This window comes from Shimia sp. R11_0, from assembly GCF_017744035.1.
GTDB classification, from domain to species: domain Bacteria; phylum Pseudomonadota; class Alphaproteobacteria; order Rhodobacterales; family Rhodobacteraceae; genus Shimia; species Shimia marina.
Window position 1 is genome coordinate 118569 of the sequence record NZ_JAGHQY010000007.1, and the last position, 25566, is coordinate 144134.

The 25566-nt window shown below is 55.8% G+C and carries 28 protein-coding genes and 1 other RNA gene; 11 read left to right on the plus strand and 18 right to left on the minus strand.

Annotated elements, in window-relative coordinates:
* Positions 1 to 21: 21 nt before the first annotated feature.
* The gene (gene hemN / locus J7382_RS15060) at positions 22 to 1377 is read left to right on the plus strand and encodes an oxygen-independent coproporphyrinogen III oxidase (protein ID WP_209069855.1); all 1356 of its coding nucleotides are present in this window, start codon (positions 22 to 24) and stop codon (positions 1375 to 1377) included.
* Between the two features lie 14 nt (positions 1378 to 1391).
* Here hemN and J7382_RS15065 read toward each other — a convergent pair whose 3' ends face one another.
* The 6 genes from J7382_RS15065 to J7382_RS15090 form a co-directional block, all read right to left on the minus strand.
* Positions 1392 to 2972, minus strand: a complete 1581-nt coding sequence (locus tag J7382_RS15065; protein ID WP_209069856.1) for an ABC transporter ATP-binding protein — start codon at positions 2970 to 2972, stop codon at positions 1392 to 1394.
* The gene (locus J7382_RS15070) at positions 2969 to 4075 is read right to left on the minus strand and encodes an ABC transporter permease (RefSeq protein WP_209069857.1); all 1107 of its coding nucleotides are present in this window, start codon (positions 4073 to 4075) and stop codon (positions 2969 to 2971) included. Before J7382_RS15070 ends, J7382_RS15065 begins: the two co-directional genes overlap by 4 nt.
* Complete coding sequence (locus J7382_RS15075; protein WP_209069858.1) at positions 4075 to 5175, minus strand: microcin C ABC transporter permease YejB; 1101 nt, start codon at positions 5173 to 5175, stop codon at positions 4075 to 4077. Before J7382_RS15075 ends, J7382_RS15070 begins: the two co-directional genes overlap by 1 nt.
* A gap of 7 nt (positions 5176 to 5182) precedes the next feature.
* On the minus strand, positions 5183 to 7042 hold the full coding sequence (locus J7382_RS15080) for an extracellular solute-binding protein (protein WP_247745047.1): 1860 nt from the start codon (positions 7040 to 7042) through the stop codon (positions 5183 to 5185).
* 320 nt (positions 7043 to 7362) lie between these two features.
* An RNA gene (gene ffs, locus J7382_RS15085) (signal recognition particle sRNA small type) lies at positions 7363 to 7461 on the minus strand.
* 71 nt (positions 7462 to 7532) lie between these two features.
* A complete protein-coding gene (locus J7382_RS15090) occupies positions 7533 to 9431 on the minus strand; it encodes a bifunctional 2',3'-cyclic-nucleotide 2'-phosphodiesterase/3'-nucleotidase (protein ID WP_209069860.1) in 1899 nt (632 codons plus the stop codon).
* A 211-nt stretch (positions 9432 to 9642) separates the two neighbouring features.
* Here J7382_RS15090 and nudC point away from each other — a divergent pair, with 211 nt between their 5' ends.
* Both nudC and J7382_RS15100 read left to right on the plus strand, forming a co-directional pair.
* The gene (gene nudC, locus J7382_RS15095; RefSeq protein WP_209069861.1) at positions 9643 to 10617 is read left to right on the plus strand and encodes an NAD(+) diphosphatase; all 975 of its coding nucleotides are present in this window, start codon (positions 9643 to 9645) and stop codon (positions 10615 to 10617) included.
* Positions 10618 to 10677: 60 nt separating this feature from the next.
* Positions 10678 to 11145 (plus strand): hypothetical protein, encoded by a 468-nt coding sequence (locus J7382_RS15100; RefSeq protein ID WP_058239614.1) that lies wholly within the window; start codon positions 10678 to 10680, stop codon positions 11143 to 11145.
* Positions 11146 to 11237: 92 nt separating this feature from the next.
* Here the strand turns inward: J7382_RS15100 and J7382_RS15105 are convergent, their stop codons facing one another.
* The gene (locus J7382_RS15105) at positions 11238 to 12083 is read right to left on the minus strand and encodes a prephenate dehydratase (protein ID WP_058239615.1); all 846 of its coding nucleotides are present in this window, start codon (positions 12081 to 12083) and stop codon (positions 11238 to 11240) included.
* Between the two features lie 143 nt (positions 12084 to 12226).
* Here J7382_RS15105 and J7382_RS15110 point away from each other — a divergent pair, with 143 nt between their 5' ends.
* Positions 12227 to 12754: a cytochrome c family protein gene (locus J7382_RS15110; protein ID WP_058239616.1), complete on the plus strand. Its 528-nt coding sequence runs from the start codon at positions 12227 to 12229 to the stop codon at positions 12752 to 12754.
* 71 nt (positions 12755 to 12825) lie between these two features.
* On the opposite strand, the gene J7382_RS15115 is transcribed toward J7382_RS15110, so the two are convergent.
* Positions 12826 to 13338 (minus strand): dual specificity protein phosphatase family protein, encoded by a 513-nt coding sequence (locus J7382_RS15115; RefSeq protein ID WP_348540039.1) that lies wholly within the window; start codon positions 13336 to 13338, stop codon positions 12826 to 12828.
* Between the two features lie 144 nt (positions 13339 to 13482).
* Between J7382_RS15115 and J7382_RS15120 the strand changes: the two genes are divergently transcribed.
* The 3 genes from J7382_RS15120 (at position 13483) to recR (ending at position 16481) form a co-directional block, all read left to right on the plus strand.
* Positions 13483 to 15267, plus strand: coding sequence for a DNA polymerase III subunit gamma/tau (locus J7382_RS15120; protein ID WP_209069862.1), 1785 nt, complete (start codon positions 13483 to 13485; stop codon positions 15265 to 15267).
* Between the two features lie 198 nt (positions 15268 to 15465).
* Positions 15466 to 15810, plus strand: a complete 345-nt coding sequence (locus J7382_RS15125) for a YbaB/EbfC family nucleoid-associated protein (RefSeq protein WP_058239619.1) — start codon at positions 15466 to 15468, stop codon at positions 15808 to 15810.
* 80 nt (positions 15811 to 15890) lie between these two features.
* Entirely contained in the window at positions 15891 to 16481 is a 591-nt protein-coding gene (gene recR / locus J7382_RS15130; protein ID WP_209069863.1) for a recombination mediator RecR, read from the plus strand.
* 181 nt (positions 16482 to 16662) lie between these two features.
* Here recR and J7382_RS15135 read toward each other — a convergent pair whose 3' ends face one another.
* On the minus strand, positions 16663 to 17421 hold the full coding sequence (locus tag J7382_RS15135; protein ID WP_209069864.1) for a DUF1013 domain-containing protein: 759 nt from the start codon (positions 17419 to 17421) through the stop codon (positions 16663 to 16665).
* 153 nt (positions 17422 to 17574) lie between these two features.
* Between J7382_RS15135 and J7382_RS15140 the strand changes: the two genes are divergently transcribed.
* The 3 genes from J7382_RS15140 to J7382_RS15150 are packed head-to-tail and all read left to right on the plus strand — an operon-like array spanning position 17575 to position 19060.
* Positions 17575 to 17988 carry an ankyrin repeat domain-containing protein gene (locus tag J7382_RS15140; RefSeq protein ID WP_209069865.1) on the plus strand — a complete coding sequence of 138 codons (414 nt, stop codon included), beginning with the start codon at positions 17575 to 17577 and terminating at the stop codon, positions 17986 to 17988.
* 47 nt (positions 17989 to 18035) lie between these two features.
* Positions 18036 to 18416 (plus strand): hypothetical protein, encoded by a 381-nt coding sequence (locus J7382_RS15145; protein WP_209069866.1) that lies wholly within the window; start codon positions 18036 to 18038, stop codon positions 18414 to 18416.
* A gap of 56 nt (positions 18417 to 18472) precedes the next feature.
* Entirely contained in the window at positions 18473 to 19060 is a 588-nt protein-coding gene (locus J7382_RS15150; RefSeq protein ID WP_209069938.1) for a ribonuclease T2, read from the plus strand.
* A 15-nt stretch (positions 19061 to 19075) separates the two neighbouring features.
* Here the strand turns inward: J7382_RS15150 and J7382_RS15155 are convergent, their stop codons facing one another.
* From J7382_RS15155 to J7382_RS15185, 7 genes are all read right to left on the minus strand, one after another.
* Entirely contained in the window at positions 19076 to 19465 is a 390-nt protein-coding gene (locus tag J7382_RS15155; protein WP_209069867.1) for a hypothetical protein, read from the minus strand.
* 133 nt (positions 19466 to 19598) lie between these two features.
* Positions 19599 to 20162 carry a F0F1 ATP synthase subunit B gene (locus tag J7382_RS15160; protein WP_209069868.1) on the minus strand — a complete coding sequence of 188 codons (564 nt, stop codon included), beginning with the start codon at positions 20160 to 20162 and terminating at the stop codon, positions 19599 to 19601.
* Between the two features lie 5 nt (positions 20163 to 20167).
* Positions 20168 to 20710: a F0F1 ATP synthase subunit B' gene (locus J7382_RS15165; RefSeq protein ID WP_209069869.1), complete on the minus strand. Its 543-nt coding sequence runs from the start codon at positions 20708 to 20710 to the stop codon at positions 20168 to 20170.
* Between the two features lie 87 nt (positions 20711 to 20797).
* Entirely contained in the window at positions 20798 to 21022 is a 225-nt protein-coding gene (locus J7382_RS15170) for a F0F1 ATP synthase subunit C (RefSeq protein ID WP_058239626.1), read from the minus strand.
* Between the two features lie 88 nt (positions 21023 to 21110).
* Positions 21111 to 21869: a F0F1 ATP synthase subunit A gene (locus J7382_RS15175; RefSeq protein ID WP_209069870.1), complete on the minus strand. Its 759-nt coding sequence runs from the start codon at positions 21867 to 21869 to the stop codon at positions 21111 to 21113.
* A 2-nt stretch (positions 21870 to 21871) separates the two neighbouring features.
* A complete protein-coding gene (locus J7382_RS15180) occupies positions 21872 to 22228 on the minus strand; it encodes an AtpZ/AtpI family protein (protein WP_209069871.1) in 357 nt (118 codons plus the stop codon).
* A 220-nt stretch (positions 22229 to 22448) separates the two neighbouring features.
* Positions 22449 to 23336: a LysR substrate-binding domain-containing protein gene (locus tag J7382_RS15185; RefSeq protein WP_209069872.1), complete on the minus strand. Its 888-nt coding sequence runs from the start codon at positions 23334 to 23336 to the stop codon at positions 22449 to 22451.
* Positions 23337 to 23707: 371 nt separating this feature from the next.
* Here J7382_RS15185 and J7382_RS15190 point away from each other — a divergent pair, with 371 nt between their 5' ends.
* The gene (locus tag J7382_RS15190) at positions 23708 to 24055 is read left to right on the plus strand and encodes a metalloregulator ArsR/SmtB family transcription factor (RefSeq protein WP_058239628.1); all 348 of its coding nucleotides are present in this window, start codon (positions 23708 to 23710) and stop codon (positions 24053 to 24055) included.
* Here the strand turns inward: J7382_RS15190 and J7382_RS15195 are convergent.
* Together J7382_RS15195 and J7382_RS15200 are read right to left on the minus strand one after the other, a co-directional pair.
* Entirely contained in the window at positions 23982 to 24521 is a 540-nt protein-coding gene (locus J7382_RS15195) for a ClbS/DfsB family four-helix bundle protein (protein ID WP_209069873.1), read from the minus strand. The two genes, J7382_RS15190 and J7382_RS15195, sit on opposite strands and share 74 nt — an antisense overlap.
* Before the next feature lie 157 nt (positions 24522 to 24678).
* A complete protein-coding gene (locus J7382_RS15200; protein WP_209069939.1) occupies positions 24679 to 25560 on the minus strand; it encodes a DMT family transporter in 882 nt (293 codons plus the stop codon).
* Positions 25561 to 25566: the final 6 nt, after the last annotated feature.

A 25566-nucleotide genomic window follows, 5' to 3' on the forward strand; every position in this document is an offset into this window, starting at 1 on the left:
CTCATCTTTATGTGTACGCCCATGGAAACGGAAAAACAATTGGCGAAGCTGGGACTGTTCGACGCAAAGGTGCCGCGCTACACTAGCTATCCAACCGCCCCACATTTCAACAATGACGTCACGCCAGATACCTATCGGCGGTGGATAGAGGCAATCCCGAGGGGAGCACAAGTCTCCCTTTACGTGCATGTGCCATTTTGTCGCCGACTTTGCTGGTTCTGCGCTTGCCGCACGCAGGGCACATCGACACTTTCGCCCGTCGCGGCCTATGTCGAGACGCTCAAAGCAGAATTATCTCTGCTCAAGAAGAGCCTTCCAGAAGGCGTTTCTCTTTCCCGACTGCATTGGGGAGGCGGCACGCCTACCCTTCTTGCGCCCGACATGATGGAAGATCTCGCCGCCAACATCTTTGAGGTTGCACCTCTGGCAGAGGGCGGAGAGTTCTCTGTCGAGATTGACCCCAACGAGATTGACGATGCGCGCCTGTCTGTTCTCGCGCAGGCTGGCATGAACCGCGCCTCTATCGGTGTCCAGGATTTTGATGACGACATTCAAAAAACCATCGGACGCATTCAGGGCTATGACATCACACGCGACGCGGTGGATATGATCCGCGCCCACGGCGTGCAAAGCGTGAATGCCGACATTCTCTTTGGGTTGCCGCATCAAACGCAGGAACGGATCACCGAAAGCGTGCAAAAGCTGCTATCGCTCTCACCCGACCGCGTGGCGCTATATGGATACGCCCATGTCCCTTGGATGGCAAAGCGGCAACAGATGATTCCCTCAGATGCGCTGCCCACACCACAGGAGCGGCTTGCCCTCTTTGAGGCAGCGCGCAATCTGTTTCTCTGGGACAATTACGATGAAATCGGGATTGATCACTTTGCGACCAAGACGGATGGTCTGTCTGTTGCACAGCGTGCGGGCACATTGCGGCGCAATTTCCAAGGCTACACAGATGACACGGCCGATGTGCTGCTAGCAGTCGGCGCCTCCTCAATTGCGCGTTTCCCGCAAGGCTATGCCCAGAACGCACCGGCCACCTCTGCGCACACTGCAGCAATCCGGGAAGGGCGTTTTTCGACCTCCAGAGGGCACCGCTTCGCAGGAGAAGATCTCATGCGGGGCAGGATCATCGAGGCTCTGATGTGCGACTTCCGTGTGGATGCCGATGAGATCGTGGAAACCTTTGACGTCTCCCGCGCCCAACTGAATGAGATGTTCTCAAACGTCATGGCGCAATTTCCAAACGTACTGGCACTGGAAAGCAACGCATTGGTCATACCCGTTGCCGCGCGCCCACTCACGCGCATGGTTGCCCGTGCCTTTGATGACTACGATATGAGCAAAGCCCAACACAGCGCCGCGATTTAATCGCGGCGCACCGCTTAGGACGACGCAGCCGCAAGAAGGGCGCGGGTATAGTCTGTCTGCGGATTGCCAAACAACGCATCCACAGAGCCCTGCTCCACCACATCTCCGGCTTTCATCACCATGATCTTATGGCTCATAGCACGCACCACATGCAGGTCATGGCTGATAAAGAGATAGGCCAGCCCATATTTGGACTGCAGCTTGCGCAACAGATCGACGATCTGCACCTGCACGGTCATATCCAGCGCCGATGTCGGCTCATCCAGCACAACAAGTTTCGGGCGCAAGATCATCGCCCGCGCAATGGCGATACGCTGGCGTTGCCCTCCTGAAAACTCATGCGGGTAACGGTCCATGCTTGCCGGATCAAGACCGACTTCCTCCATGACCTCCGCCACCAACGTGCGGCTGTCGCGTCCGTCAGGGTTCCCATGCACGCCCAGCCCTTCTGCAATAATCTGCTCACAGGTCATGCGCGGGCTCAGGCTGCCAAACGGATCCTGAAACACAATCTGCATATCCTTGCGCAGGGCCCGCAGCTGTCGCGTGCTCCACTGTCGCACATCGTTGCCGACAAATCCGATTTTGCCCTCGCTGCTGATCAACCGCATGATCGCCAAGGCAAGTGTGGTCTTGCCCGATCCACTTTCACCAACAATGCCGAGAGTTTCCCCTGCCCGCACAGACAGGCTGGCATCATTCACGGCCTTCACATGCCCCACGGTCCGCTTCAACAGCCCTCGCTGTATCGGGAACCAAACCCGCAGATTTTCTGTTTCCGTAACGACCTCTGCCGCCTCAGCAACAGGATCCGGCGCGCCGCTGGCCTGCGCACTGAGCAAAAGCTGCGTGTAGGGATGCTTTGGCTTGTCAAAGATCTCAGCCACCGGCCCCTCTTCAACAATTTCGCCATTCTTCATCACACATACTCTGTCGGCAATCCGCCGCACCACCCCAAGGTCATGGGTGATAAACAAAAGCCCCATGCCCTCGCTGGCTTTCAGCTCTGCCAGCAGGTCCAAAATCTGCGCCTGAATAGTAACGTCAAGCGCGGTTGTGGGTTCATCCGCAATCAGAATGTCTGGTTTATTGGCAAGTGCCATAGCGATCATGACCCGCTGACGCTGCCCCCCGGAAAGCTCATGTGGATAGGCCGTCAAACGCTGCTCTGCATCGCGCAGTCCAACCTTATTCAGAAGGTTCAAAATCCGCCCACGGGCCGCATCCCCTGTCACCCCTTGGTGCAGCGCGAGGCTCTCTCCCAACTGCTTTTCAATGGTGTGGAGTGGGTTGAGCGAGGTCATCGGCTCCTGAAAGATGAAGCTGATGTCGTTGCCGCGCACACGCCGCAGATCTTTCTCTGCCGCGCCGACCATTTCCTGCCCATCATATGTCACAGAGCCAGAGACTTCGGCACTACCCGGCAAGAGAGAGACCGTTGAAAGCGCCGTAACAGATTTGCCAGACCCGGACTCCCCTACAAGCGCCACAGTCTCTCCCCGATCCACAGAGAAACTCACCCCTTTCACAGCCTCATGACGCTGACCATCCTGACGGAACGCCACCCGCAGATCATTGACGGCAAGAATACTCATGAGAAGGTCTTTCTTGGATCAAAGGCATCACGTACGCCTTCAAAGATAAACACCAGCAACGACAGCATGATGGCGAAGGTGAAGAAGGCCGTGAAGCCAAGCCATGGCGCCTGCAAATTCTGCTTGGCCTGCAGCGTCAACTCCCCAAGGCTTGGGGCCGATGAGGGCAAACCAAAGCCGAGAAAATCAAGGCCAGCCAGCGTGCTGATTGTGCCGGTCACAATGAAAGGCAGCATCGTCACCGTGGCCACCATAGCATTGGGTAGCATGTGGCGGAACATGATCACCCGATTGCTCACGCCCAGCGCTTTGGCCGCACGGACATATTCAAGATTGCGCGCACGCAGGAACTCGGCCCGAACGACACCAACAAGCGCGGTCCAGCTGAACAACACAGTCAGCAGAACCAACAGCCAGAAACTGCGCCCCAAAATCGCAAACATAATGATGATGATGTAAAGGCTGGGCGTCGCCCCCCAGATTTCGATCACCCGTTGAAACACCAGATCCAGCCAGCCGCCGAAATACCCCTGAACCGCGCCTGCAATAACCCCAATCAGGCTCGCGGCCGTGGTGACAATCAAAGTAAACAGGATCGACAGACGGAAGCCATAAAGCACACGCGCCACCACATCACGCTTGCGATCATCCGTGCCCAACCAGTTCTGTCCGTTGGGAGGCAGCGGTGCCGCCCCCGCGCGATCTACCGGTGTGTCATAGCTATATGGAATCAGAGGCCAAAGCGCCCAGCCGGGTTCAAAATCTTCCGCGGCATAGGTGCCCGCGTCCACCTCTGAGAGGATATCTTCGGGTGTGTCAAAACAATCCTCAACCCCGCCCGTTGCGATCAAACATTGCACCACGGGATCTCGGTAATCTGCCTCCGTTTTGAAATCGCCTCCAAAAGCGGTCTCAGGATAAAACGTAAAAATCGGCGTGCGCCAATCGCCTCGATAATTCACCAGAATGGGTTTGTCATTGGCGATAAACTCGGCGAACAGCGACACCACAAACACAACGGTAAAGATGATCAGCGACCAGAAAGCACGCCGGTTGCGTTTGAAATTGCTCCAACGACGTTGGTTGAGCGGGGACAATGCCATCAGCCTTCCCTCTTCTCAAAATCAATGCGTGGATCTACCAGCACATACATCAGGTCCGACAGAATACCGACCACAAGGCCGATCAAACCAAAGACAAACAGCGTGCCAAAGATCACCGGATAATCCCGCGCCACGGCCGCTTCAAAGCCAAGCCGCCCCAACCCATCCAGCGAGAAGATCGTCTCAATCAACACCGACCCGCCAAAGAACACGCCAATGAACACGGCCGGGAAGCCGGCAATCACAATCAACATCGCATTACGGAAGACATGCCCATAAAGCACCCGGCTCTCTGCCAGCCCCTTGGCCCGTGCTGTCATCACATAGTGTTTCTTGATCTCATCCAGAAAGCTGTTTTTCGTCAGCAATGTCAGCGTGGCAAAAGCCGAAATCGTCGACGCGATTACTGGCAATGTGATGTGCCACATATAGTCAAAAATCTTGCCCATCATCGTCAGATCTTGAAAGTTATCAGAGGTCAGCCCCCTGAGCGGAAAGATCTTCCAGTAAGATCCACCGGCGAAAAGCACCAGAAGCATGATCGCGAACAGAAAGCCGGGAATGGCATAGGCAACAATGATCGCACCCGATGTCCAGGTATCAAAAGGTGTCCCATCCCGTACGGCTTTCTTAATGCCCAGTGGGATCGACACCAAATAGGCGATGAGCGTTGACCACAAGCCCAGCGTGATCGAAACCGGCATCTTCTCCAGCACCAGATCAATCACCGTGATCTTGCGGAAATAGCTCTCCCCAAAATCCAGCCGCATGTAGTTGCCAAGCATCGAAAGGAACCGTTCAAGAGGCGGCTTGTCAAAGCCAAACTCTTTCTCAAGCTGCGCAATGAACTCGGGTGGGAGGCCTTCAGCACCGGCATATTTACTCTCGCCACCACCGGTAAAACTGTTCTGATCAAGTTCTCCGGCGTCCTGACCGGTGCCGGAAAAGCCTTCAAAAACGTCCCCTTCCCCCTGAATCTGGGCAATGGCCTGCTCCACAGGGCCACCGGGCACAAACTGTACCAGAGTGAAATTAATTATCATGATCCCGAGAAGGGTCGGAATGATCAGCAGCAACCTGCGGAGAATATAGGCGCCCATACGGCCGTTACCTCAATGCACCCTCGGCCTTCAGCCGGGCAGCTTTTTCTTCATTGTACCACCAGAAATCGAGAACACCTACGGCATATGGCGGCAGGTCCTGCGGGTATTCATACTGATCGTAATACGCAACCCAGCTGGCATCATTAAACCAAACCGGGATCATAAACCGCTCATAACGCAGAACCCGATCCAGAGCCATAAGTGCCGTCGCTTCTTCCTCAGAAGACTGCGCCTCAAGAGAAATATTTATGATCTTGTCCACAAGCGGACTGGCCAAACCTGCGGGATTAAAGAGCGAAATCGCGGCTTCTTCCGACCCATAGCGCTGCAGCAAGCCTGTGCCAGTTCCAAGGAAGCTGGCATAGCTTCCGAAGATCATATCGTAGCTGCGCTCACGTCGCTTCAGTGTGAACTGCGCCGGATCAATCTTATCCGCCTTGGCATCGATACCCATCCGCCCGAGGTTTTGCACAAAAACCTCAAGAATAGCCCCCATGGTTGCAGAATCTGACGAAGAATAAGGGATCACGATCTGTAAGGTTTCACCCTTTTGATTGCGCCGCAACCCATCGTCCCCCACGATCCAACCTGCCTCATCCAGCAGTCCCATGGCCTTGCGCAGATTTCGACGATCAATTTCCCGCGCAGAACTGGATTCATGCGCCCGGATCGCAGGCGCGTTCAACACCGCGTCTGGCACCAGATCCCCAAGGCTCTCAAACAGCGCGCGCTCAGCGCCCTCTGGCAGCCCCATAGCTTCATGAGGTGCGCCTTGCACAAAACTGTGGCGCTGCTTGAACAGACCAAACTGCAGAGATTCATTCACCCATTCAAAATTATAGGCCATGGAAATGGCTTCGCGCACGCGGCGGTCTTGCAAAGTCTCGCGTCCAAGGTTGAACACAAAACCACTGGGCGTTGGCGGCGTTCCATCAGGCAGAGAAACCGTCTTCACATCGCCTTTTTCAACGGCTGGAAAATCATAGCCAGTCGCCCATTGCTTGGAATTGGTCTCCGCGCGGAAGGTATACTCCCCAGCTTTGAATGCTTCAAAAGCAGCGGAGGCATCGCCAAAATACTCAATCCGAATGCTGTCAAAGTTATGCCGCCCCACATTGATGGGCAGATCCTTGGCCCAATACTCCGGGTTGCGCTTATAAACGATACGACGGTTCACATCGTAACTGTCAATCACATATGGGCCAGATCCGGGTGATGTCTGCATTCGGGGCTCATCTAATCGCGCACCTGTTTCTTCATACCAGTTTTTGGACCAAACAGGCACACCGCCAACCTGATCAATCAGGCTCCGACGAGAGATGCCTTCCGTAAAATAGAACTTGATGGTGTGGTCATCGATCACTTCGGCGCGGGGAATGCGTTTTTTCACCGCCTGCGCATAAGAAGGAAGCCCCTGCTCCAGAAGCAGATTGTGGCTAAACAAAACGTCATGGGCAGTGACGGGGGTACCATCAGAGAACTTGGCGTTCTTGCGCATGTGGAAAATGACCCACGTCTTGCCTTCGTCATACTCAAGACTTTCCGCAAGCAGACCATAGGCCTCACCATAAGTGTCTGCAGGTGCTGCGCCGCCGGTTGCAGGCATCTCTCCCAGCAGACTTTCATACATCATCCAGCTGTAGCGCCCAGCTCGCCCCTTGCGGCTGTAAGGGTTCATTGAATCAAACGTGCCAGGTGCCCAGAGCGCAATTTCACCACCTTTGGGAGCATCAGGATTCACATAGTCAAAATGCTCAAAATCTGCCGGATATTTCAGATCCCCATAGAAGGAATACCCGTGGCTGCGGATGACGCCATCCCCCTCCGCCTTCAAGCCAGAAGCGCTCGCTAAAAGCCCCAACATCACAGCCCCGGCAACGAGAAACTTATTCAGAGTCTTCGGAGGAGCCTCTTTGATCGTTGCGACACGCGAGTGAGCCATTCCATTCCCCTTAAGCTTGCATCTTATAGCCAATCTTTGGCCTTTTTGCTTTCTCATCAAGCTAATAGTGGGCCACGGCAACATTCAAGCACCGAATGGCTCAACAAGGCGTGATTCCCTGTTGCGGCCCATGCCTTCCACTGGATGAAACCTGCATAACTTGTCAGTGACACGCCACCAACTCAGACGTCAGGACACGGAACGCACAGGCAGAAAAACATCAATTTTCAGAGGAATTATCAGGGTGAGAGGCTGGACAACGACCCAAGCGGGGCTCGTTACGGCTGCTTCCTTCCGGATCTGACCGGGTTGGCGAGGCGCTTACCCGCGCCAACCTCTCAAGAGGGCATATAAGATGCCTGCCGCCGCGATGCAAGCATCGACTGCCCTGCCCGTGCGGGCCAATCAAACCTCAGCGCTGGGTCAAAGCAGCAAAATCCATGCGATAGCGGTCAAACCCCCTCTCGCCGGGTCCAAGAAACACCAGCGGCAGCCCAGCATCCTCCAGATAGGCCGCAGCCCCAGGTCCTGTTTCAAAGACGGCGGCGGTCTGTGCCAAAGGTTTGAAACGCCATGTTTCAAGCGCACGGTCCTGACGTCCCGATGTCCTTGCAATATGCCGGGTCAGCACATCTCGCACGCGTATTGGAGGCACATCGATCTCTTTGGCCTGATCCAGCGACAGAAAATTCCCGCCACCGCCACCGCGATAGTCATTTGTGACCAGTAAAAACGCCTGATCAGGGGAAATCTGAATACCCTTCAGAGAAACGTTGGAGATCCGCCTGGATTGCGGATTGATCAAACTGCCATCAGACGCATATCGGGCCGGTTTGGACAGATCTACAGTATAGGACAATCCGTAGATTGCCTCTCGGTTGTAAGTCGCCGCATCACTGTCAAAAAGGCTCTGACTATCTTCGTCAGGGCGCAATTGATTGTAGAGCGAGCAGGCCTTCTCAAGCCACTCAACAACATCACGCCCTGCGACCTCAACCACACTGATATGATTTGAATAGGGCTGCATATCAGAGACCGCGCGGACGGACACTTCACCGGCTGCAACATCGACATAGTGCGCAGGCCCGCCTCGGCCACCACACTTCAGAGGTGCGACAGAAGCCAGTATTGGCACCCTACTCAAACGTGTGCCAGACAAAGCTTCTTGCACGTAGGCGATCTTTGCTTCCGCAACCAACCGGGAAGCGCAGTCATCTTTGACCATTGCAAAATAGCTCGTGGCAGGCTCCAGCAACGCCCCGACCCCCCGGCGCATGCGCGCCAATGTGGCCTTGTGTGCTTTCGCAATCACCGCTTGGAAAAGTGGGTCTTCGACCGGCTGCATCTCTGTATCACCGTTCAGCCCGTGCACATCAACCTGCGACCCAGTCACACGCCAGCCATCAGGTGTCTGATGTAGTGTCAAATCAATCTGCCCCAGATGCGACCCATGTGCTCCCGGCATCACAGCTGGCGTTCCATTCAGCGTCCCGGCATGCGGATCGACCTCATCAAACATCCCATATTGGGCACTGGGAAACACCCTATGGACATGGCCACAAACCACCGCATCCACGCCATCAACACCTGCAATGCGTAATCCCGCATTCTCAGCACTGCCATGACCATCCACTTCGGACACCCCCGTATGCGCCAAAGCCACCACGACATCCGCACCACGTTCTTTTAAATCCGCTACATTTTTGCGAACGGCAGATGTCATGTCTTCAGCAATCAGGCGCCCTTGAATGCGCAACTTGTCCCAAGCCACCACTTGCGGTGGTAAAACGGACACAACCCCGATTTTGAGAGTGTGTGTCTCACCAAGCTGGTCAGATACGTCCCGAGACAAGAGGCTCGTGGCATGCCATAGCCCCTCATAAACCTCATGACCTGCTGCGGCACTGGCATGAAGATTGGCGCAAAGAACAGGAAAACGCGCTTGCCCCAATGCAGATCGCAACTCAGAAGCCGGAATATTGAATTCGTGATTTCCAAGCCCCACCGCATCATATTTCAGGTGGTTCATCGCTTGAATGACGGGGGAGACTTTTACTGGATCACGGTCTTCGGAAACCCCATCTGCAATCGCAGCACCCTGCAAAAAATCGCCGTTGTCAAACAACAGCGTTGCAACACTCTGGCTGCGCAACGCCTTGACGCGCGAGGCCACGCGCGCCAAAGATCCGAAAGCCGTAGCGCGATCTTTTGTGTAGTCATAATCTAACAGCGTTGCGTGGATGTCGCTGGTTGCAAGCACGCGTACCTGGACACGGCGTACATCCACAGGATCGTCATTCTGTCCGGGCACATGCCTTCCTTTTCGTCACTTGAGTTGACCGCTCGATGAACCCGCCCCGAACCGCAGAGACTGTTACGCATCTTGACTACGAAAGAAACCGTAATCCCACAAACCCCTCAAAAGCTCACAATAAATTCACGGTACCCTTTGTCGATACTGGCAAGGTCAGGATTGCAGCTCACACGGGAAAATGCGACGTCTCGAGCAGCAGGAGACAGCTATGAAACACGCAGAAACAGTCACTTTTGGCGGATCGGGCCTGAACCGCGCCGCAGAGTTGCGCGGCGACACAGCCGATCAATTGGCCACAGATATCAACAGTCGGACGATTGTCCTGTGGCGTGGTAAGCCTCTCATCGCAGGTACAGATCACGATAGGCTTGTCCTCTTGCCAATGAACCACATCCTCTTCGCTGACCTGCCACCGCCGCAAGTGCCCCCCATTTTTCTTGGCTTGTCTGATGAAGGTCATCCTGTTTTTGCCAGAGACGTCTCAGCTTGGGCTCCGGAAGGTTTGGACACCAGAAGCCTGCAGCAGTTTTTTGACCCGTCTGAACAACACCACCCTGCTCTGCCCAACGACCATCTCTTCTTAGAGCTGCGCGGCATAATGACCCGTTTGTCAGCACGTGACGCAGAACTTGCCGCAACAGCGCGCGCCATCTTTGGCTGGCATAAATCACATCGATTTTGCGCGGCTTGCGGCGCAGAAAGCCGCATGGCCATGTCGGGCTGGCAACGCAATTGCCCAAGCTGTCAAACCCCTCACTTTCCGCGCACGGATCCAGTCGTGATCATGTTGGTCACGCGTGGCAACAAAGTCCTTATGGGCAGGTCTCCTGGCTGGCCAGAAGGCATGTACTCACTTCTGGCCGGCTTTGTGGAACCGGGCGAAACGCTCGAGGCTGCGGTCCGTCGCGAAGTGGTCGAAGAAGCTGGTATCAAAGTTGGAGCAGTCAGCTATCTGGCCAGCCAACCTTGGCCCTTCCCGTCATCGTTGATGTTTGGCTGCAAAGGCGAAGCCTTAACCGATGAGATTACGGTCGACCCAAACGAACTTGAGGATGCCCTCTGGGTCAGTCGCGAGGAAATGCTTCAGGTTTTTGCAGGTCAGCACAAAAAACTAAAACCTGCCCGCAAAGGCGCAATTGCGCATTTTCTCCTGCGAAACTGGCTTGCAGACAGGATGGATTGACGCGACTATAGCGGCCAATCAAACGCATTTTCCCCACACCCTTAGTTGAACAGAGGCACCATGGAACTCACAGGCAGAGAAGACATCGACGTACCCATCGACCAAGCATTTGAAATGCTGACCGATGTGGAAGTCTATGAGCGTGCCGCCCTACGTCGGGGGGCCGAAGTGACAAGGCAGGACAGTCTGGCCAAAGCCGGCGTGGGTGCGAAATGGGATATCGCCTTTGAGTTTCGGGGCAAACCGCGCGAAATGCAGCTGGAAATTATCAGCTTTGATTCTCCCAACGAAATTGGGATGCAGGCCAAGCTGCAAGGCCTCGAAACCGATATCAAAGTGGAACTTGTTGCACTCTCAAGAACCAAGACGCGCATTCAGTTCTGGAGCGGCATGCGTGCTAAGTCTCTCTCCGCACGGCTTCTGTTGCAATCTTTGAAATTGGCCCGGGGCAACCTCAACACCCGTCTGTCCAAACGTCTTGCGGCTCTGCGCGAAGATCTTCAGGATCGCTATTCGCGTATGAGCTAAACCGCCCCAGCGCAGGTTAAAGCCAATGTTCTGCAACAGAAAAGGCGCCGACAAAGGCGCTCTTTTTACATTTAGAAGTCCAGCGGGAGCGTTTAGCGCAACCCGTCTCGTTCTGCCGGATACACACCAATGATGGATACGTTGGTTGTGAAATACCGCAATTCATCCATCGCCAACTGTACGGCACGGTCCTCTGGATGGCCTTCAATATCGGCATAAAACTGCGTTGCCGTGAAACTGCCCCGCACCATGTAGCTTTCCAGCTTCGTCATGTTGATGCCATTCGTCGCAAAACCGCCCATGGCCTTATAAAGGGCCGCCGGGATGTTGCGCACTTCAAACACAAACGTTGTCATCATTTTACGATCCGCACGGCGCGCATAGTCTGGCTCGCGGGACATAATGAGAAAGCGGGTTGTATTGTGCCCATGGTCCTCAACATCACGTGCCAGGACATCTAGGCCATAAATCTCTGCAGCCAACTCAGAAGCAAGCACCCCCTCGTTACGCTTTTGCCCTTCCGACAGCTCTCTCGCAGCGCCGGCACTGTCCACCGCAGAAAAGGCTTTCATGCCGTGTGATTTCAAAAAACTCGCAGACTGAGGCAAGAGCACCAGATGAGCGCGCACCGTATCAATCTCATCAATGGAAACGCCCGGCAGCCCCATAAGGCTGATGCGCACGCGCACGAAAGCCTCATCCACAATGTGCAATCCGCTTTCTGGGAGCAGGCGGTGAATATCCGCCACGCGCCCATAGGTCGAATTTTCAATCGGCAGCATCGCGAGATCCGCTTCGCCGGTCTTCACTGCCGCAATCACATCCTCAAATGTGCGGCAGGGCATGGCCTCCATATCTGGACGCGCTTTTTGACAGGCTTCATGAGAATAGGCCCCGGCCTCTCCCTGAAATGCGATACGATTGGTCGTCTTGATCATGTCCGTCCCTCGTTCCCCCGAAACTCGTCGTTTTTTTAGCAACTTCTATGCTAGGGGGGCGTTTCGTCGCGGTAACTATACCTTGCGTTCTGTTAGGGGAAGCGGATAGATAGCCGACAAACGCCACGAGATGGAAACGTAGCATGTTTGACACGATGACAATCACCAAAGTAGTGGGCGCCCTTTGCGGCACCCTGCTGGTTTTTATGCTGGGCGGCTGGGCCGCAGAAGCGCTTTACCACACAGGACCTTCTGGCCACGGCCACGGCGAAGCCAAGCAGGCCTATGTGATTGAAGTAGAAGGCGGCGATGAAGCCGCAGCTGAAGTGGACGAAGGCCCAACTCTTGAAGAGCTGCTCGCCAGTGCAGACGTCGACAAAGGCGCCAAGGTGTTTGGCAAATGCAAGGCCTGCCACAAGTTGGATGATGGCGCGAACGGCACCGGCCCGCACCTCTATGCCGTGGTGAATCGCCAGGTGGATTCGGTCGCTGGCTTTAACTACTCCGGCGCTCTGGAAGCCGTCGCTGACACGTGGTCGCCAGAAAACCTCGACGGCTTCCTGACCAACCCGAAGAAATTCGCACCGGGCACCAAGATGTCTTTCTCCGGCCTGAAAAAGGCAACCGATCGCGCAAACCTGATCGCGTATCTGGAGACAATTGGCGGCTAAGCCAAACAGCTTCGATCTGTTTAAAAGACCGCAACACCCGTTGCGGTCTTTTTTATTTTACGCGCTTGTTGCTAAGCCCGCTCAACACGCCCCTCGCTTGCCCAGACCATCTGCGCATCTGTTTCAATGGCACAGGGGCGCAAGTCGCGCAGACGCGACAGCGCCTCCCCCAAAGGCTCCCCCATCCCCAAGAGCAAACGCAGCACAACCATGCCTGAGCGGCCGCATCCGCCACGACAATGCACGAGCACTTTGCCACCTGCCTCAAGCACCTTTTTGACCTGCTCAAGAAGTGCCGGCCATTCCCTCTCTCGCGCGCGGTCAGGAACGTCAAAATCCCGAATCGGCCAGTGAACCCATGTCATCCCTGCCCCGGAAAGCGCATCCGGTAACGCAGCCGCCCCCAAGGCTTGCATTTCACCCACCTCCGTCACCCCAATGACCAAGTCAGCGCCCCACGCACGAAGCGTAGCCACATCATGCTCATGCCCCCCACCGGCACCGGGCAAAGGGGACAACGCCAGCTGGCCGCCTCCCACAGTCAATGCGTAAAGTTCCAGTCCCAGGTTTTCTTCTACGTCCACCCATCCCCCTCCTAATCATCACCAAGCCAATCAGGCCACGCAGCCGCTTATCCGGTGGACGCGCCGCCTTACCCCCCTTAACCTGCGCCAGACCACTCCATCTGACCAGCCGAATCTCATTGGCTCCGCATTTTCAGGACTCACATGACCGATACACCCGACACCGCCTATCAGGTTCTCGCGCGCAAATACCGCCCAGAAACCTTTGCGGATCTGGTTGGGCAGGATGCCATGGTGCGCACGCTCAAAAATGCCTTTGAAGCGGACCGCATTGCGCAAGCCTTTGTCATGACCGGCATTCGCGGCACCGGCAAAACCACCACCGCCCGGATTATTGCCAAAGGCATGAACTGTATCGGGCCGGATGGCGGCTCTGGGCCCACCACGGACCCCTGCGGGCAATGTGAACATTGCGTTGCCATCATGGAAGGCCGGCATGTCGATGTCATGGAGATGGACGCTGCCTCTCGCACGGGTGTGAATGACATCCGTGAAATCATCGATTCGGTCCATTATCGCGCGGCCTCGGCGCGCTATAAAATCTACATCATTGATGAGGTGCATATGCTCTCCACCAGCGCGTTCAACGCGCTGCTCAAAACATTGGAAGAGCCGCCCGCCCATGTGAAATTCATCTTTGCGACCACTGAGATCCGCAAAGTTCCTGTGACCGTGCTGTCTCGCTGTCAGCGGTTTGACCTGCGCCGAATCGAACCGGAGGATATGATCGGCATGCTGCGCCGCATTGCCACCTCTGAGGGGGCAGAGATTGCCGAAGACGCGCTGGCGCTGATCACCCGCGCCGCCGAAGGCTCTGCGCGGGATGCCACCTCTCTGCTAGATCAGGCCATTTCCCACGGCGCGGGAGAGACAACAGCCGAGCAGGTGCGTGCGATGCTCGGGCTTGCAGACCGCGGCCGCGTACTGGATCTCTTCGACATGATTCTGCGTGGCGACGCAGGCAACGCCCTCAATGAAATCGCCGCGCAATACGCAGATGGTGCAGACCCGATGGCTGTGCTGCGCGATCTTGCAGAGATCACCCATTGGGTGTCCGTTGTGAAAATCACGCCCGAGGCCGCAGAAGATCCCACAGTTGGCCCCGATGAGCGCGCACGCGGTCAAACCATGGCCAATGAATTGCCGATGCGCGTACTGACTCGCATGTGGCAAATGTTGCTCAAAGCACTGGAAGAGGTGGCCGCAGCGCCCAACGCGATGATGGCCGCTGAAATGGCGATCATTCGCCTGACCCATGTGGCGGACCTGCCAAGCCCAGAAGAACTGCTGCGCAAACTGCAAGACACGCCACCGCCCCCAACACCCCCCAATGGCGGTGGCGGAGGCTACGCCGGTGGCACAGGGCCGGGGTCTACCAATGCGCAAGGCGGCCCCATGGGCGGAGGCTCCGGCCCGATGCATGGCGCCCCAACGGCGCAGGGGCGTGCAAGCGGCGGTGCAGCGACGGCATTGGCCGTGCAAAATGATGCGGCCTTGGCCAAATATGCCACATTCGAACATGTCCTCGAACTGATCCGCACGCGCCGCGATGGGGTGCTGCGTGTGCATGTGGAAGAGTATGTCCGACTGGCCTCCTATCAGCCCGGTCGTATCGAATTTGAACCCGCCCCCGGTGCACCCAATGATCTTGCACAGCGGCTCGGCAGCCAGCTGCAACGCTGGACAGGGGCACGCTGGGCCATCATTTTGGTCAACGAAGGCGGCGCACCCTCCGTCGCTGAAATTCGCGATGCTGCCAAAAATCAGATGCGCGCCGAGGCTTCGGCACACCCGCTGGTGCAAGCGGTGCTGAGTGCCTTTCCCAAGGCCAAAATCACCGACATCAAATCCCGTCGCGAGCTGGCCAATGAAGCCTTGGCAGAAGCGCTGCCCGAAGTTGAGGATGAATGGGATCCGTTTGAGGAGTGAGCACCGTCTCAGAAACGATCCAGTGGATCGTTTCTGGTGCGACAAGCCATCTGCCCACGGACACACAATAGTTTAGACCTTACGGTCACAGACCGTCACGAGAACGCCTTCCAGCATCTTACGAAACATGCCCCCCCCTTGTGACGCGGACACTTCATCCGTATCTACACCTCAAACAAAGTTTCTAGGAGACAGCCAATGCTCAAAGGTCTAGGCAATCTCGGCGATATGGCCGGCATGATGAAAAAAGCCCAGCAAATGCAAACCAAGATGACCGAGATGCAGGATGAACTGCATAACATCATGGTGGTGGGCGAAAGCGGTGCAGGTCTGGTCAAGGCCACCGCCTCTGCCAAAGGCGAGCTGAAAGCGCTCGACATCGACCCATCGATCTTTAACGGCGACGACAAAGAAGTGGTCGAAGACCTGATCCTGGCCGCCATCAAAGATGCCCAGAGCAAAGCCAATGATCGCGCACAGGAAGAGCTTGGCAAAATCACCTCTGAGCTTGGTCTGCCAGCAGACATGAAGCTGCCCTTCTAAAGGATCGCAGCAAAGGCGCGTGTGTTTCAGATTGGGCCTTGCTATACCCTAAGAAAAGGGTTGTCAGAAAAGGCCCGGACATGAGCAGTTCCGAAATTGATGCGCTGATTGAAATGATGGCCAAGCTGCCCGGGCTTGGCCCCCGCTCCGCAAGGCGCGCCGTGCTCCACTTGATCCGCAAGCGCGCGCTTTTGCTCACCCCTCTGGCTGACGCCATGCAGGAAGTGGCCGTGACGGCCCGAGAATGTCTCAACTGCGGCAATGTGAGCACCTCTGATATCTGCGACATCTGCAATTCAGAGAAGCGCGCCACCGGCGTGCTTTGCGTTGTGGAAGACGTCTCTGATCTCTGGGCTATGGAGCGCGCAGAAGTCTTTGATGGCCGCTACCATGTCTTGGGCGGCACGCTCTCCGCACTGGACGGTGTCGGCCCCGAAGATCTCTCCATCCCCCGCTTGATTGACCGCGTCACCAGTGAGGGCATCACCGAAGTCATTTTGGCCCTCAATGCCACTGTGGATGGACAAACAACAGCGCACTATATCGCAGATCAGCTGGAGGATCAGGTGACTCTGACCTCGCTGGCGCAGGGCGTCCCCGTGGGTGGTGAACTGGATTATCTGGATGAAGGCACGATTTCTGCCGCCCTTTCCGCGCGCAAAACGCTCTGACGTCAGCCAAGCGGCGGGTCACCGACAGCAGCAGTTGCCCCCAAGGGTATACCCGCCGCACCGCTTATGTTTCACAGGGTGCAGGCGTCCTGCCATCGCTGGCTTTGTGCCATATACTCCGCACCATAAAAAAAGGGCACCCGGTGACAGGCGCCCATTTCCATAGATCTTCAGACCCACCTCAGCGGGGCTGTTCGTCTTCATCGCCGCCTGGTAGGTTGAAGAAGCTATCAGCATCCGCAAAGGCATCATCCGAGCGGGTGTCCAGATCATCCTCATCATCATCATCGGCCAGAGAGAATGTCTCAAGACCTTCGATCGCGGATGGAATTTTGGGTTCTGCTTCCATTTCCAGAGATTGCTCGGTCGACACAAGCTTACGGCGTTCGTCATCAGACATGATGCCACCTTCAGCAGCCTTCTTCGCAGCCGCTTTCTGAACCGCAGCATCCAGCTCTGATTGCTTACAAAGCCCCAGTGCTACCGGATCAATCGGTTGAATATTGGCAATGTTCCAATGGGTACGTTCGCGGATCGCCTGAATGGTCGGTTTGGTTGTCCCTACAAGCTTGCCAATCTGCCCATCAGACAGCTCCGGGTGAAATTTAACCAGCCAAAGGATAGACGCCGGGCGATCCTGACGTTTAGATAGTGGCGTGTACCGTGGGCCACGACGCTTCTCTTCTCCGGAAGCCGCCGCATTGAATTTCAGACGCAGCTTATGCAGTGGGTTGTTCTCCGCAGAGGTGATTTCTTCCTGAACCAACTGATTGTTAGCTACAGGGTCAAAGCCCTTCACGCCGGTCGCCACATCGCCATCTGCAATGCCCTGAATTTCCAACTCATGCATGCCAACAAAATCCGCAATCTGCTTGAAGCTGATCGTGGTGTTGTCCACCAGCCAAACGGCGGTGGCCTTCGGGTGCAGCAGCTTAGCCATGTCATCTACTCCTTACAAATATCTTTCCCACACAGCATACATTTGTCCCGTCGTCTGACTTTCGTCAGACGGCACCGATGGTCTGGTGCGGGTTTCCGTTGTCTGGGAACTTGATCGGGATATAGTTCGCCCAAGCAAAAAAGGAAAGAGTGAATGCGGTTATTGATCTGCGCTGCGATTTTAACAGGAAATGTCGCCACATGCGCTGTGGCTTCAGAAACAGCCGCCCCCGCAACGCCGCCTTCCGATGCCCATCAGGTCATCACAACCCTCTCAAAAGACATCTATCGTCTGTCCGAGCGTAGCGGTGGCACGCCAGAACAATGGCGCACACTGGAAGAGAGGGCGCTCACCGCCCTTAAACACCTGGAAGGCCAATCTCCTGAAACCCTCGTGGCGCAGGATGCCAAAGGCCGCACTCCGCTGATGCTCGCAGCCAGCGCAGGCTATCTGCCAATCGTCCGGGCGCTGTTGGAAAATGCCAGTGTGACGGCCAGCATTGAACACAAAAACCCAGAGGGCGCAGATGCCTATGATCTCGCTCTACTCGCAGCAGGATCAACCTGAGAGCCTGCCACCCCACGTCAGAGAACCCTTTCCAGCTGGTGCCCTTCATGGTCACACAGCCCTACTATGAAGCGCGTAAGCCATACCCTGAGATTTTAACACTTCTGGAAGAAGCAGGCGCAGACCCATCACAAGAGACTGCCCGCACGCTCTGGCTCAAGAACTGTTCCAACCCTAGTACCGAACATCAACAGGCCATTGCCACCTCCAGCAATCTGCCGCAAACCTTGGCAGACATACGCCATGATGTTGACCGGCAAGCCAAACTGCAGGAAATCAGAGAAAGTGCCGACCTGTTACGTGAAATATTCGCACCGCGTGTTCAATCCGGCAAAATGAGCCAACAGGAGCTGGATGCGGAGATTGCAAAACTCTACGCTCAGTCAGGCTTTGAACCACCCACGGCCGCAACAGGAGACAGCCAGTGATCCTGAAAATACTAAAGGCCACCTGCCTTGTACTGACACTCTCTGCCTCCGCCCTCATGGCAGATGGTGAAAAAGCAGGTGAGTTTGACTATTACGTTTTGGCGCTCAGCTGGTCTCCGAATTGGTGTGCTCTGGAAGGCGATGCAAAACACAGCCCGCAATGTGACCCAAAGGAAGACCATGGCTGGGTGATGCATGGGCTATGGCCACAGTTTCACCGCGGCTGGCCTGCCTACTGTCCCACGACAGAGCGCAATCCGCCACGTCACCTGACCAATGCCATGGCCGACATCATGGGCACATCAGGGCTCGCTTGGTATCAGTGGAAGAAACACGGTACCTGTTCTGGCCTTTCTGGCGAAACCTATTATGAAACTGCTCGCAAAGCCTATGAAAGCGTCGCGCGCCCGCCGGTTTTCCGCAAGCTGGAAGACACCGTCACGCTGCCTGCGGCTGTTGTCGAGGCGGCCTTTCTCAAAGCCAATCCCGCGCTTGAGCCGGATATGGTGACCATCACCTGCCGCGATGGGTTTATCCAAGAAGCGCGTATCTGCCTGAGCAAGGATCTATCCCCTGTGCCCTGCGGACAGGATGCTGTACGCGACTGTCGTTTGACAGACGCGCGTTTTGATCCGGTGCGCTAGGCTGCTTGGGGCAGCTTAAACCTTGTTGATCCGCAGGGCGCCATTTCGGGCGTCCTCACATTTCTTGGCAGAGAAATCCGCGCTGTTTTCTGACCAGTTCAGAGCTTTCACAGCACCGCCGCTGCGGCGCATATAAAAGGGCACATAGCCCGCCGAAATGCCGCTGTCGCTGACAGCCTGCATGCGGCCGCAATACACGCGATCTCCGTTGCTGAGTTCAAGCACTTCGAAGCTCTCAAACCGCGCCTCGCCCGGGCGCGCGGTTTGTTCGGCCAATTGGTTTTTGGCCCAAAACACCTCACCAGGCTCCAAATTTACGGATTTGCTCGACACTTTTGTCGTGCCACCACAGCTGGACAATCCCAGCATGACTGTTGCCATCAGGCAGATTGAAACCATACGCATCAAACCGCTCCTCGTCACCATGAGTCGAAATGAAATGCCAGATATTCAGGACATTGCGGCATCAAGGAGGCAAGAAACGAAAAAACCCGGCTCAATTTGAACCGGGTTTCTTCAATCTCATGTCAAATACAGCTTAGTGCAGCTTGGCATCCACTTCCGCAATGCCCGCATCAATCAGCTTATTCGCATCAGCGGCCGTCATTTGGCCTGCGATCACCTGACGTGCCGCATTGATCGCAACAACCACTGCTTGGTCGCGCACTTCCTTAACGGCAGCGGCTTCAGCAGAAGCGATTTGATCTTCAGCAGCAGACAGACGGCGGGCGATGGAGTTTTTCAGATCCACTTTCGCCTGCTCAGCAGCGGCTTCGGCTTCTGCCTTAGCCTGCGCAACAATGCGCTCTGCCTGTTCCTGAACTTCTTTCTGCTTACGCTCATAAGACGCCAGAACTGTCTGGGCTTCCTCGCGCAGCGCGCGGGCTTCGTCCAGCTCGGATTTGATGTCATCTGCGCGCTTGTCCAGCATATTGCCAATGATGGACGGCACTTTGAAGTACAGCAGGATCGCAACAAACAGGATGAAACCCAAAGTCACGATGAAGTCGGTGTTGCGCAGCGAGAAGAACGGGCCGCTTGCGGCCAGCGCCGGAGTGGCGCTCAGCGCCATGACAGCTGCAACTGTGGTCAGTTTCCGCATATCTCTCAGCCCTTCATCTGCGCGTCTACGGCTTTGGCCACATCTGCATCTTCAGCTTTGCCACCCAAGGTGGAAACCAATTCTGCTGTGGTGGCGTTGGCCACATCTTTGATGCTTTCCAGCGCACCGGCACGGATTTCGGCAATCGCCTTCTCCGATTCAGCCGCCTTAGCAGCGATTTCTGCATCGGCCTTTTCGGTGGCCGCATTCAGATCAGCCTGGATTTCTGCCTTGGTCTCCGCAACGATACGCGCTGCTTCGGCTTTGGCATCCGCAAGGGCTTTGTTGTAAGCCTCTTCCGCTTCCACGGCCTTCGCCTTCAGCTCTTCGGCTGCGGCGATGTCATTTGTGATGGTCCCCTGACGCTCGGCCAGAACCGCAGCAATGCGCGGCAGCGCGATGCGCGATAGGACGAAGTAGATCACTACGAGGGTGATCAGGAGCCAGAAAATCTGGTTACCCCAGCTTGAGAAATCAAGCTGTGGCATGCCCGATGCAGAGGCGGCCTCTGCTGCGTGGCCTGCGGCGTCAGTTGTGTTGCTCGCCATGTCGTCCTCCTGGGAACTTCCGTTGGGTCACGGGTGGGGCGCGTCAAGTCGCGCCCGCACCCGCACGTAAGGATGGTTCCGTTCGGATTAGACGGCGAACATCAGCAGCAGAGCAACCAGGAACGAGAAGATGCCCAGTGCTTCTGCGAATGCGATGCCGATGAAGAGAGTTGCAGTCTGGGATGCAGCTGCGGATGGGTTGCGCAGTGCGCCGGCCAGGAAGTTGGCTGCAACGTTGCCAACACCCAGTGCTGCGATACCAGTACCCAGACCTGCGATGCCTGCGCCGATGTGTGCGAGTTGACCTTCCATGGTGTATCTCCTTACGATTGGAAGTTTGAATTCAGGGTTGTTTGGATTGAGCCTGTGTAGGGTGCGCCTTCATGGCGCACCATGATCCTTAGTGCGACGGATGCAGCGCATCCTTCAGGTAAACACAGGTCAGAATGGTAAAGACGTAGGCCTGAATGAAGGCCACCAAGACCTCAAGACCATACATTGCGGTGATCGCGACGATGGACACCGGGCTGACCACGGCAATTGCGGCAAAGCCCGCGAATACTTTGATCACGGCGTGGCCTGCCATCACGTTACCGGCAAGACGAATGCTGTGGCTGACAGGGCGCACGAAGTAAGAGATCACCTCGATGATCGCCAGAATAGGGCGCAGTGCCAGAGGCGCGCTGGACACCCAGAACAGGCCGAGGAAAGCCGCGCCGTTTTTCACAAAACCCACAACCGTCACGGTTACGAACACCAGCAGCGCGAGACCAATGGTCACAGCAAAGTGGGAGGTCGTGGTGAAGGACATTGGCAGCAGGCCGAGGAAGTTTGCCATCACAATGAACATGAACAGCGTCATGATGTATGGGAAGAACTTCACAGCGTCTTTGCCGGCGACGTCTTCCACCATTTTGTAGATGAAGCCATAGGCCAGCTCGCCAATGGACTGACCACGGCTTGGGATAATCGCGCGACGACGGGTGCCCACAACCATCATCGCCACAACTGCGATCCCGGCGAGAGCCATCCACAGGGTCACGTTTGTGATGGTGAAAAGGCCAATGTGGTCACCGCCAAACAGCGGTTTGACCAGAAACTGGTCCATTGGGTGGAATTCCAGACCGCCTTGTTCCGCGCCGTGTGCTTCGCTTGCCACGTTCAATCCCTCTCGTCTCTCTCAGCGACCTCAGCCGCCTTTTCAATCTCTGCGGCGTCTGCCGCTTGTTTCTCTTCGATCTCTTTTGCGCTGTTGAGCATCGTTTTGATGCCAGCGGCCAGACCGAGCATAGTAAACAGCACCATGAAGATCGGGAGCGTCCCGAACAGGCTGTCCAGCCCATATCCGATGCCAAATCCGATCCCCAGACCGGAAACCATTTCGATCACCATGCGCCAGGCCAAATTGGCTGCCGAATAGTGTTCATCAGCACGGGGTTTGGGTTCCTGGGTCTTTTTGACCGCTGCGATCCGCTCCTCCAGACGCTTCATCTGGTTTTTGTGGTCGGCCTCGCTCACGCGCAATTAACCCCTTGCTAACGTTGGCGCATTGCTACGGTGCAGCAGGGCCTGAGTCAACCGTCCAAAACTGGGCGGAGCGAAGGGTCTTAAATATTTGATTTCTTGTATTTTTTTAAGAATAACGATGGAGCTATAACGTGCGCACGCCAGTAAAGTGGCAAATTTGGCATAAGTAGCATATTCAACCACTTGGTTGATGTTTGCGGGTACACCCCCTTCAACTTGATGCGGTACGAAACGGTGCCGACTCTTCAAGCAGCCATCCCTGAAAGGCTCGCACAGCAGCCCGACGCACGCCACGACTGCCATGCACCAGGAAAAAAGCCCCGTCCGTTAGCCCGTGCTCACAACATTTCACCAGCCGCCCCCGCGCCACATCCGCCGCAGTCACCTCTTCAGAGCACAGTAACACCCCCAACCCATTTAAGGTGGCCTCATAGGCCATGGTTTTCTGCAACCGCCAATCTGTCTCAGGCACACCGATGGGGGCCACCCCTACTCCTTCAAACCACGCCCGCCACAGGTCATCTCGCCGATCCCTATAGCGCGTCACATGCAACAGGTCTTCCGGCCCCGAAACCCCCTGCGCCACCTCGGGTGCAGCAAAGGGATAAACCCGCGCATCTGACAGTCGATCACAAGGCACGCTCAAAACCCCGGAATGTGCAAACCGTACAGCGAGATCCGCCTCATAACGTTCCACATCTGCCAGATGATCCGAGGTCTCCAACCGCAGGTCGATTTCTGGATAGGCCGCATAAAACCGCCCCAGCCGGGGCACAATAAAACGCTCCGCAAAAAACGCCTCACTGTTCACCACCACCTTGCCCACCGGCCTGTCCGCCAAATCCTCAGTCGCCTCCGCGATAAGATCTAGCGCCTCTATCATCCTTTCCAGATAGGCTTTGCCTTCCGGGGTCAGCGCCACCCCACGTGGCAGATCGCGAAACAGCTTCACCCCCAGACGCGCCTCAAGGCCACGCACATGTCGGCTGATGGCGGAATGCGCCACATTAAGCTCCCCAGCCGCTTTGCTGAAGCTCTCATGGCGTCCCGCTGCCTCAAAGGCGCGCAGAGCATTCAGGGGGGGCAGGTTGCGACTCATACCGAAATTTGTGCCTTTTTAGCACACAACATGTCAAGAAATGCTGTTTGAGCACCACTTCGATCTCTGAAATAGTCAAGATATCACATTTATCTGGTCAGCACCCATGCCTCATGTCTTTACCGCGCTTTGGCGCGCACCCAGTCTCTTTGCCTCTTTCCTCTCCAGCCCCTTGCGCAGAGCTTACCGCAGCATCCAAAGCCTCGTGTCTCCCGCTCAGCCCATCTCGCCACACCTGAGAAAAGACGCGGGTCTGCCAGACGAAACACCTCACTCAGCCGCTGACACGCAGATGCATCATCTGCGCCCGCCTTGGGTCTGATCGCGCGCCCACTCTTCCCCCCAAGCCCACAAACCTTTAGGAGAAGAGCATGTCTGACGCCCTCGACACTGTCTTCTCTGCCCTCGCCGATCCCACCCGGCGTGCGATCCTCACTATGTTGCTTGAAGACGACATGGCTGTGACCGATGTGGCAGAGCCCTTTGACATCTCTCTGGCCGCCATTTCCAAACATCTGATGATCCTCACCAAAGCCGGACTAATCTCTCAGGAGAAACGTGGCCGGGTGAAATGGTGCAAGCTGGAGCCAGACGCCCTACGCCCGGCCTCGGTCTGGATGCAGGGGTTTGGGCAATTTGAGCCCATCAACCTCGATGCCTTTGAGCGGTTTCTGGCAACTGAGCTGCCTGATCCATCTGCCGCAGACACGCCCGAATAAATTTCGCTGCCGATCGATAGTGAGAAGAGGCTGCCGCCTCTGCCCAACGTCCAGTACTCCAGTTATTATTGCCACCTTTCATTGGCGCCCCATAAAGCTCATCTTGATCAAGACGATCCACCAAGGCATGCCATCTTTGATGCGCCATCACAAACCGCAACTTGGCCTCTGCCCAGCCCACATCAGCATTTTCTGAGAGCACATGGTCATTGTATGCGCGCAGCTGGTTCCATTTGTAACCCGGCGCGGGAAAAGCAACGACTTTGCCTGCCTGACCATCAGCATACCAGTTCAAGAACAGATCAATCCAATGCGCGCGATGCACTAACACATCGCGAATGCTCCAATTGTTTTCAATCTCAACCCGAGCCGCTTCGGCTGGCACGGTGGCAATCACCTTTAGAAGGGTGCTAAATTCCTTATCGGCGATCGCCAACAAATCTTCTTTCGTCGTTGCTGCAGGCATTCAATTTCCTCCTGCACCAAAGATACATCCTACTTGCCCCATATGTCTTTGATCAGGATCATAAGCTGCCCAAGGGTAAATCTGTACATTTACAGCCCCTCAAACAGCCCTGAGAATTCAAATGATTCTCATTTGGCAGATGCCATCTGTGACCAGATTAGAAGTCTTTCTCCAACAGCAGATAAAGCGCCACGCAGGTCAAAGCGATCCCCACAAGCACCAAAGGCGACGGGGCGCCATTGCCCAAAACAAACTCCCAGCAGATCACCCAGCTTGGAACAAGATAAGTGTATGCCATCACCTTGGCACTGGGCAGATGCAAAGCCGCAAACTGTACCAGCACAAATGAAGCGGCACTGGCAAAAACAGCCAGATAAAGAATAATCAACCAGACCTGAGCCGTGACCATTGTCCAGTCGGTCTGTAAAATATCGTGTGCGCCATACAGCAGCAAAACAAGCAATCCGGCCACAAGTGTCCCAAACGTGAAAACAACCGGAGCTTCACCGCGATTGAGCCTGCGTACCATGGGCGTGTAAAGCGCGTGCAGGACACACCCCCAAAAGTAGTAGAGTTCTCCTTGTCCCACCTCAAAGCGCCGAAACGCCTGCCAGTCAGCGCGAAAAATCACCCATAGCGCCCCAAGCGCACCAATTGTAAGCGCAATCACCATCCGGCGGGTGGTGATCTGCCCCAAGAGTCCCCAGCCAAACATGGCCGACATAATCGGCGTGAGCGTGAAAACCGCAGCGGTGCTCACCGGATGCGCGGTCTTCAATCCCTCAAACATCAGAACAAAATAACCTGCAAACAATCCGCCCAAGATCAAGTAGCGCCAAGGCGCTCTCCACGTACTGTGCGGCAAGCCCTTGGTCGCAAGTGCAACCACGCCAATCACAACCGCAGCGATCAAAAAGCGTACCGCATTCAGCGCCGCAGGTGGCAAGGCATTAGCGCTCATCGCACCGAGCGAAAATGACCCCGCAACCAATGCCGAAAACAAAAGCATCGCCAGGTGCCCCCGCAACGCTAAAGTCAGCTTCGG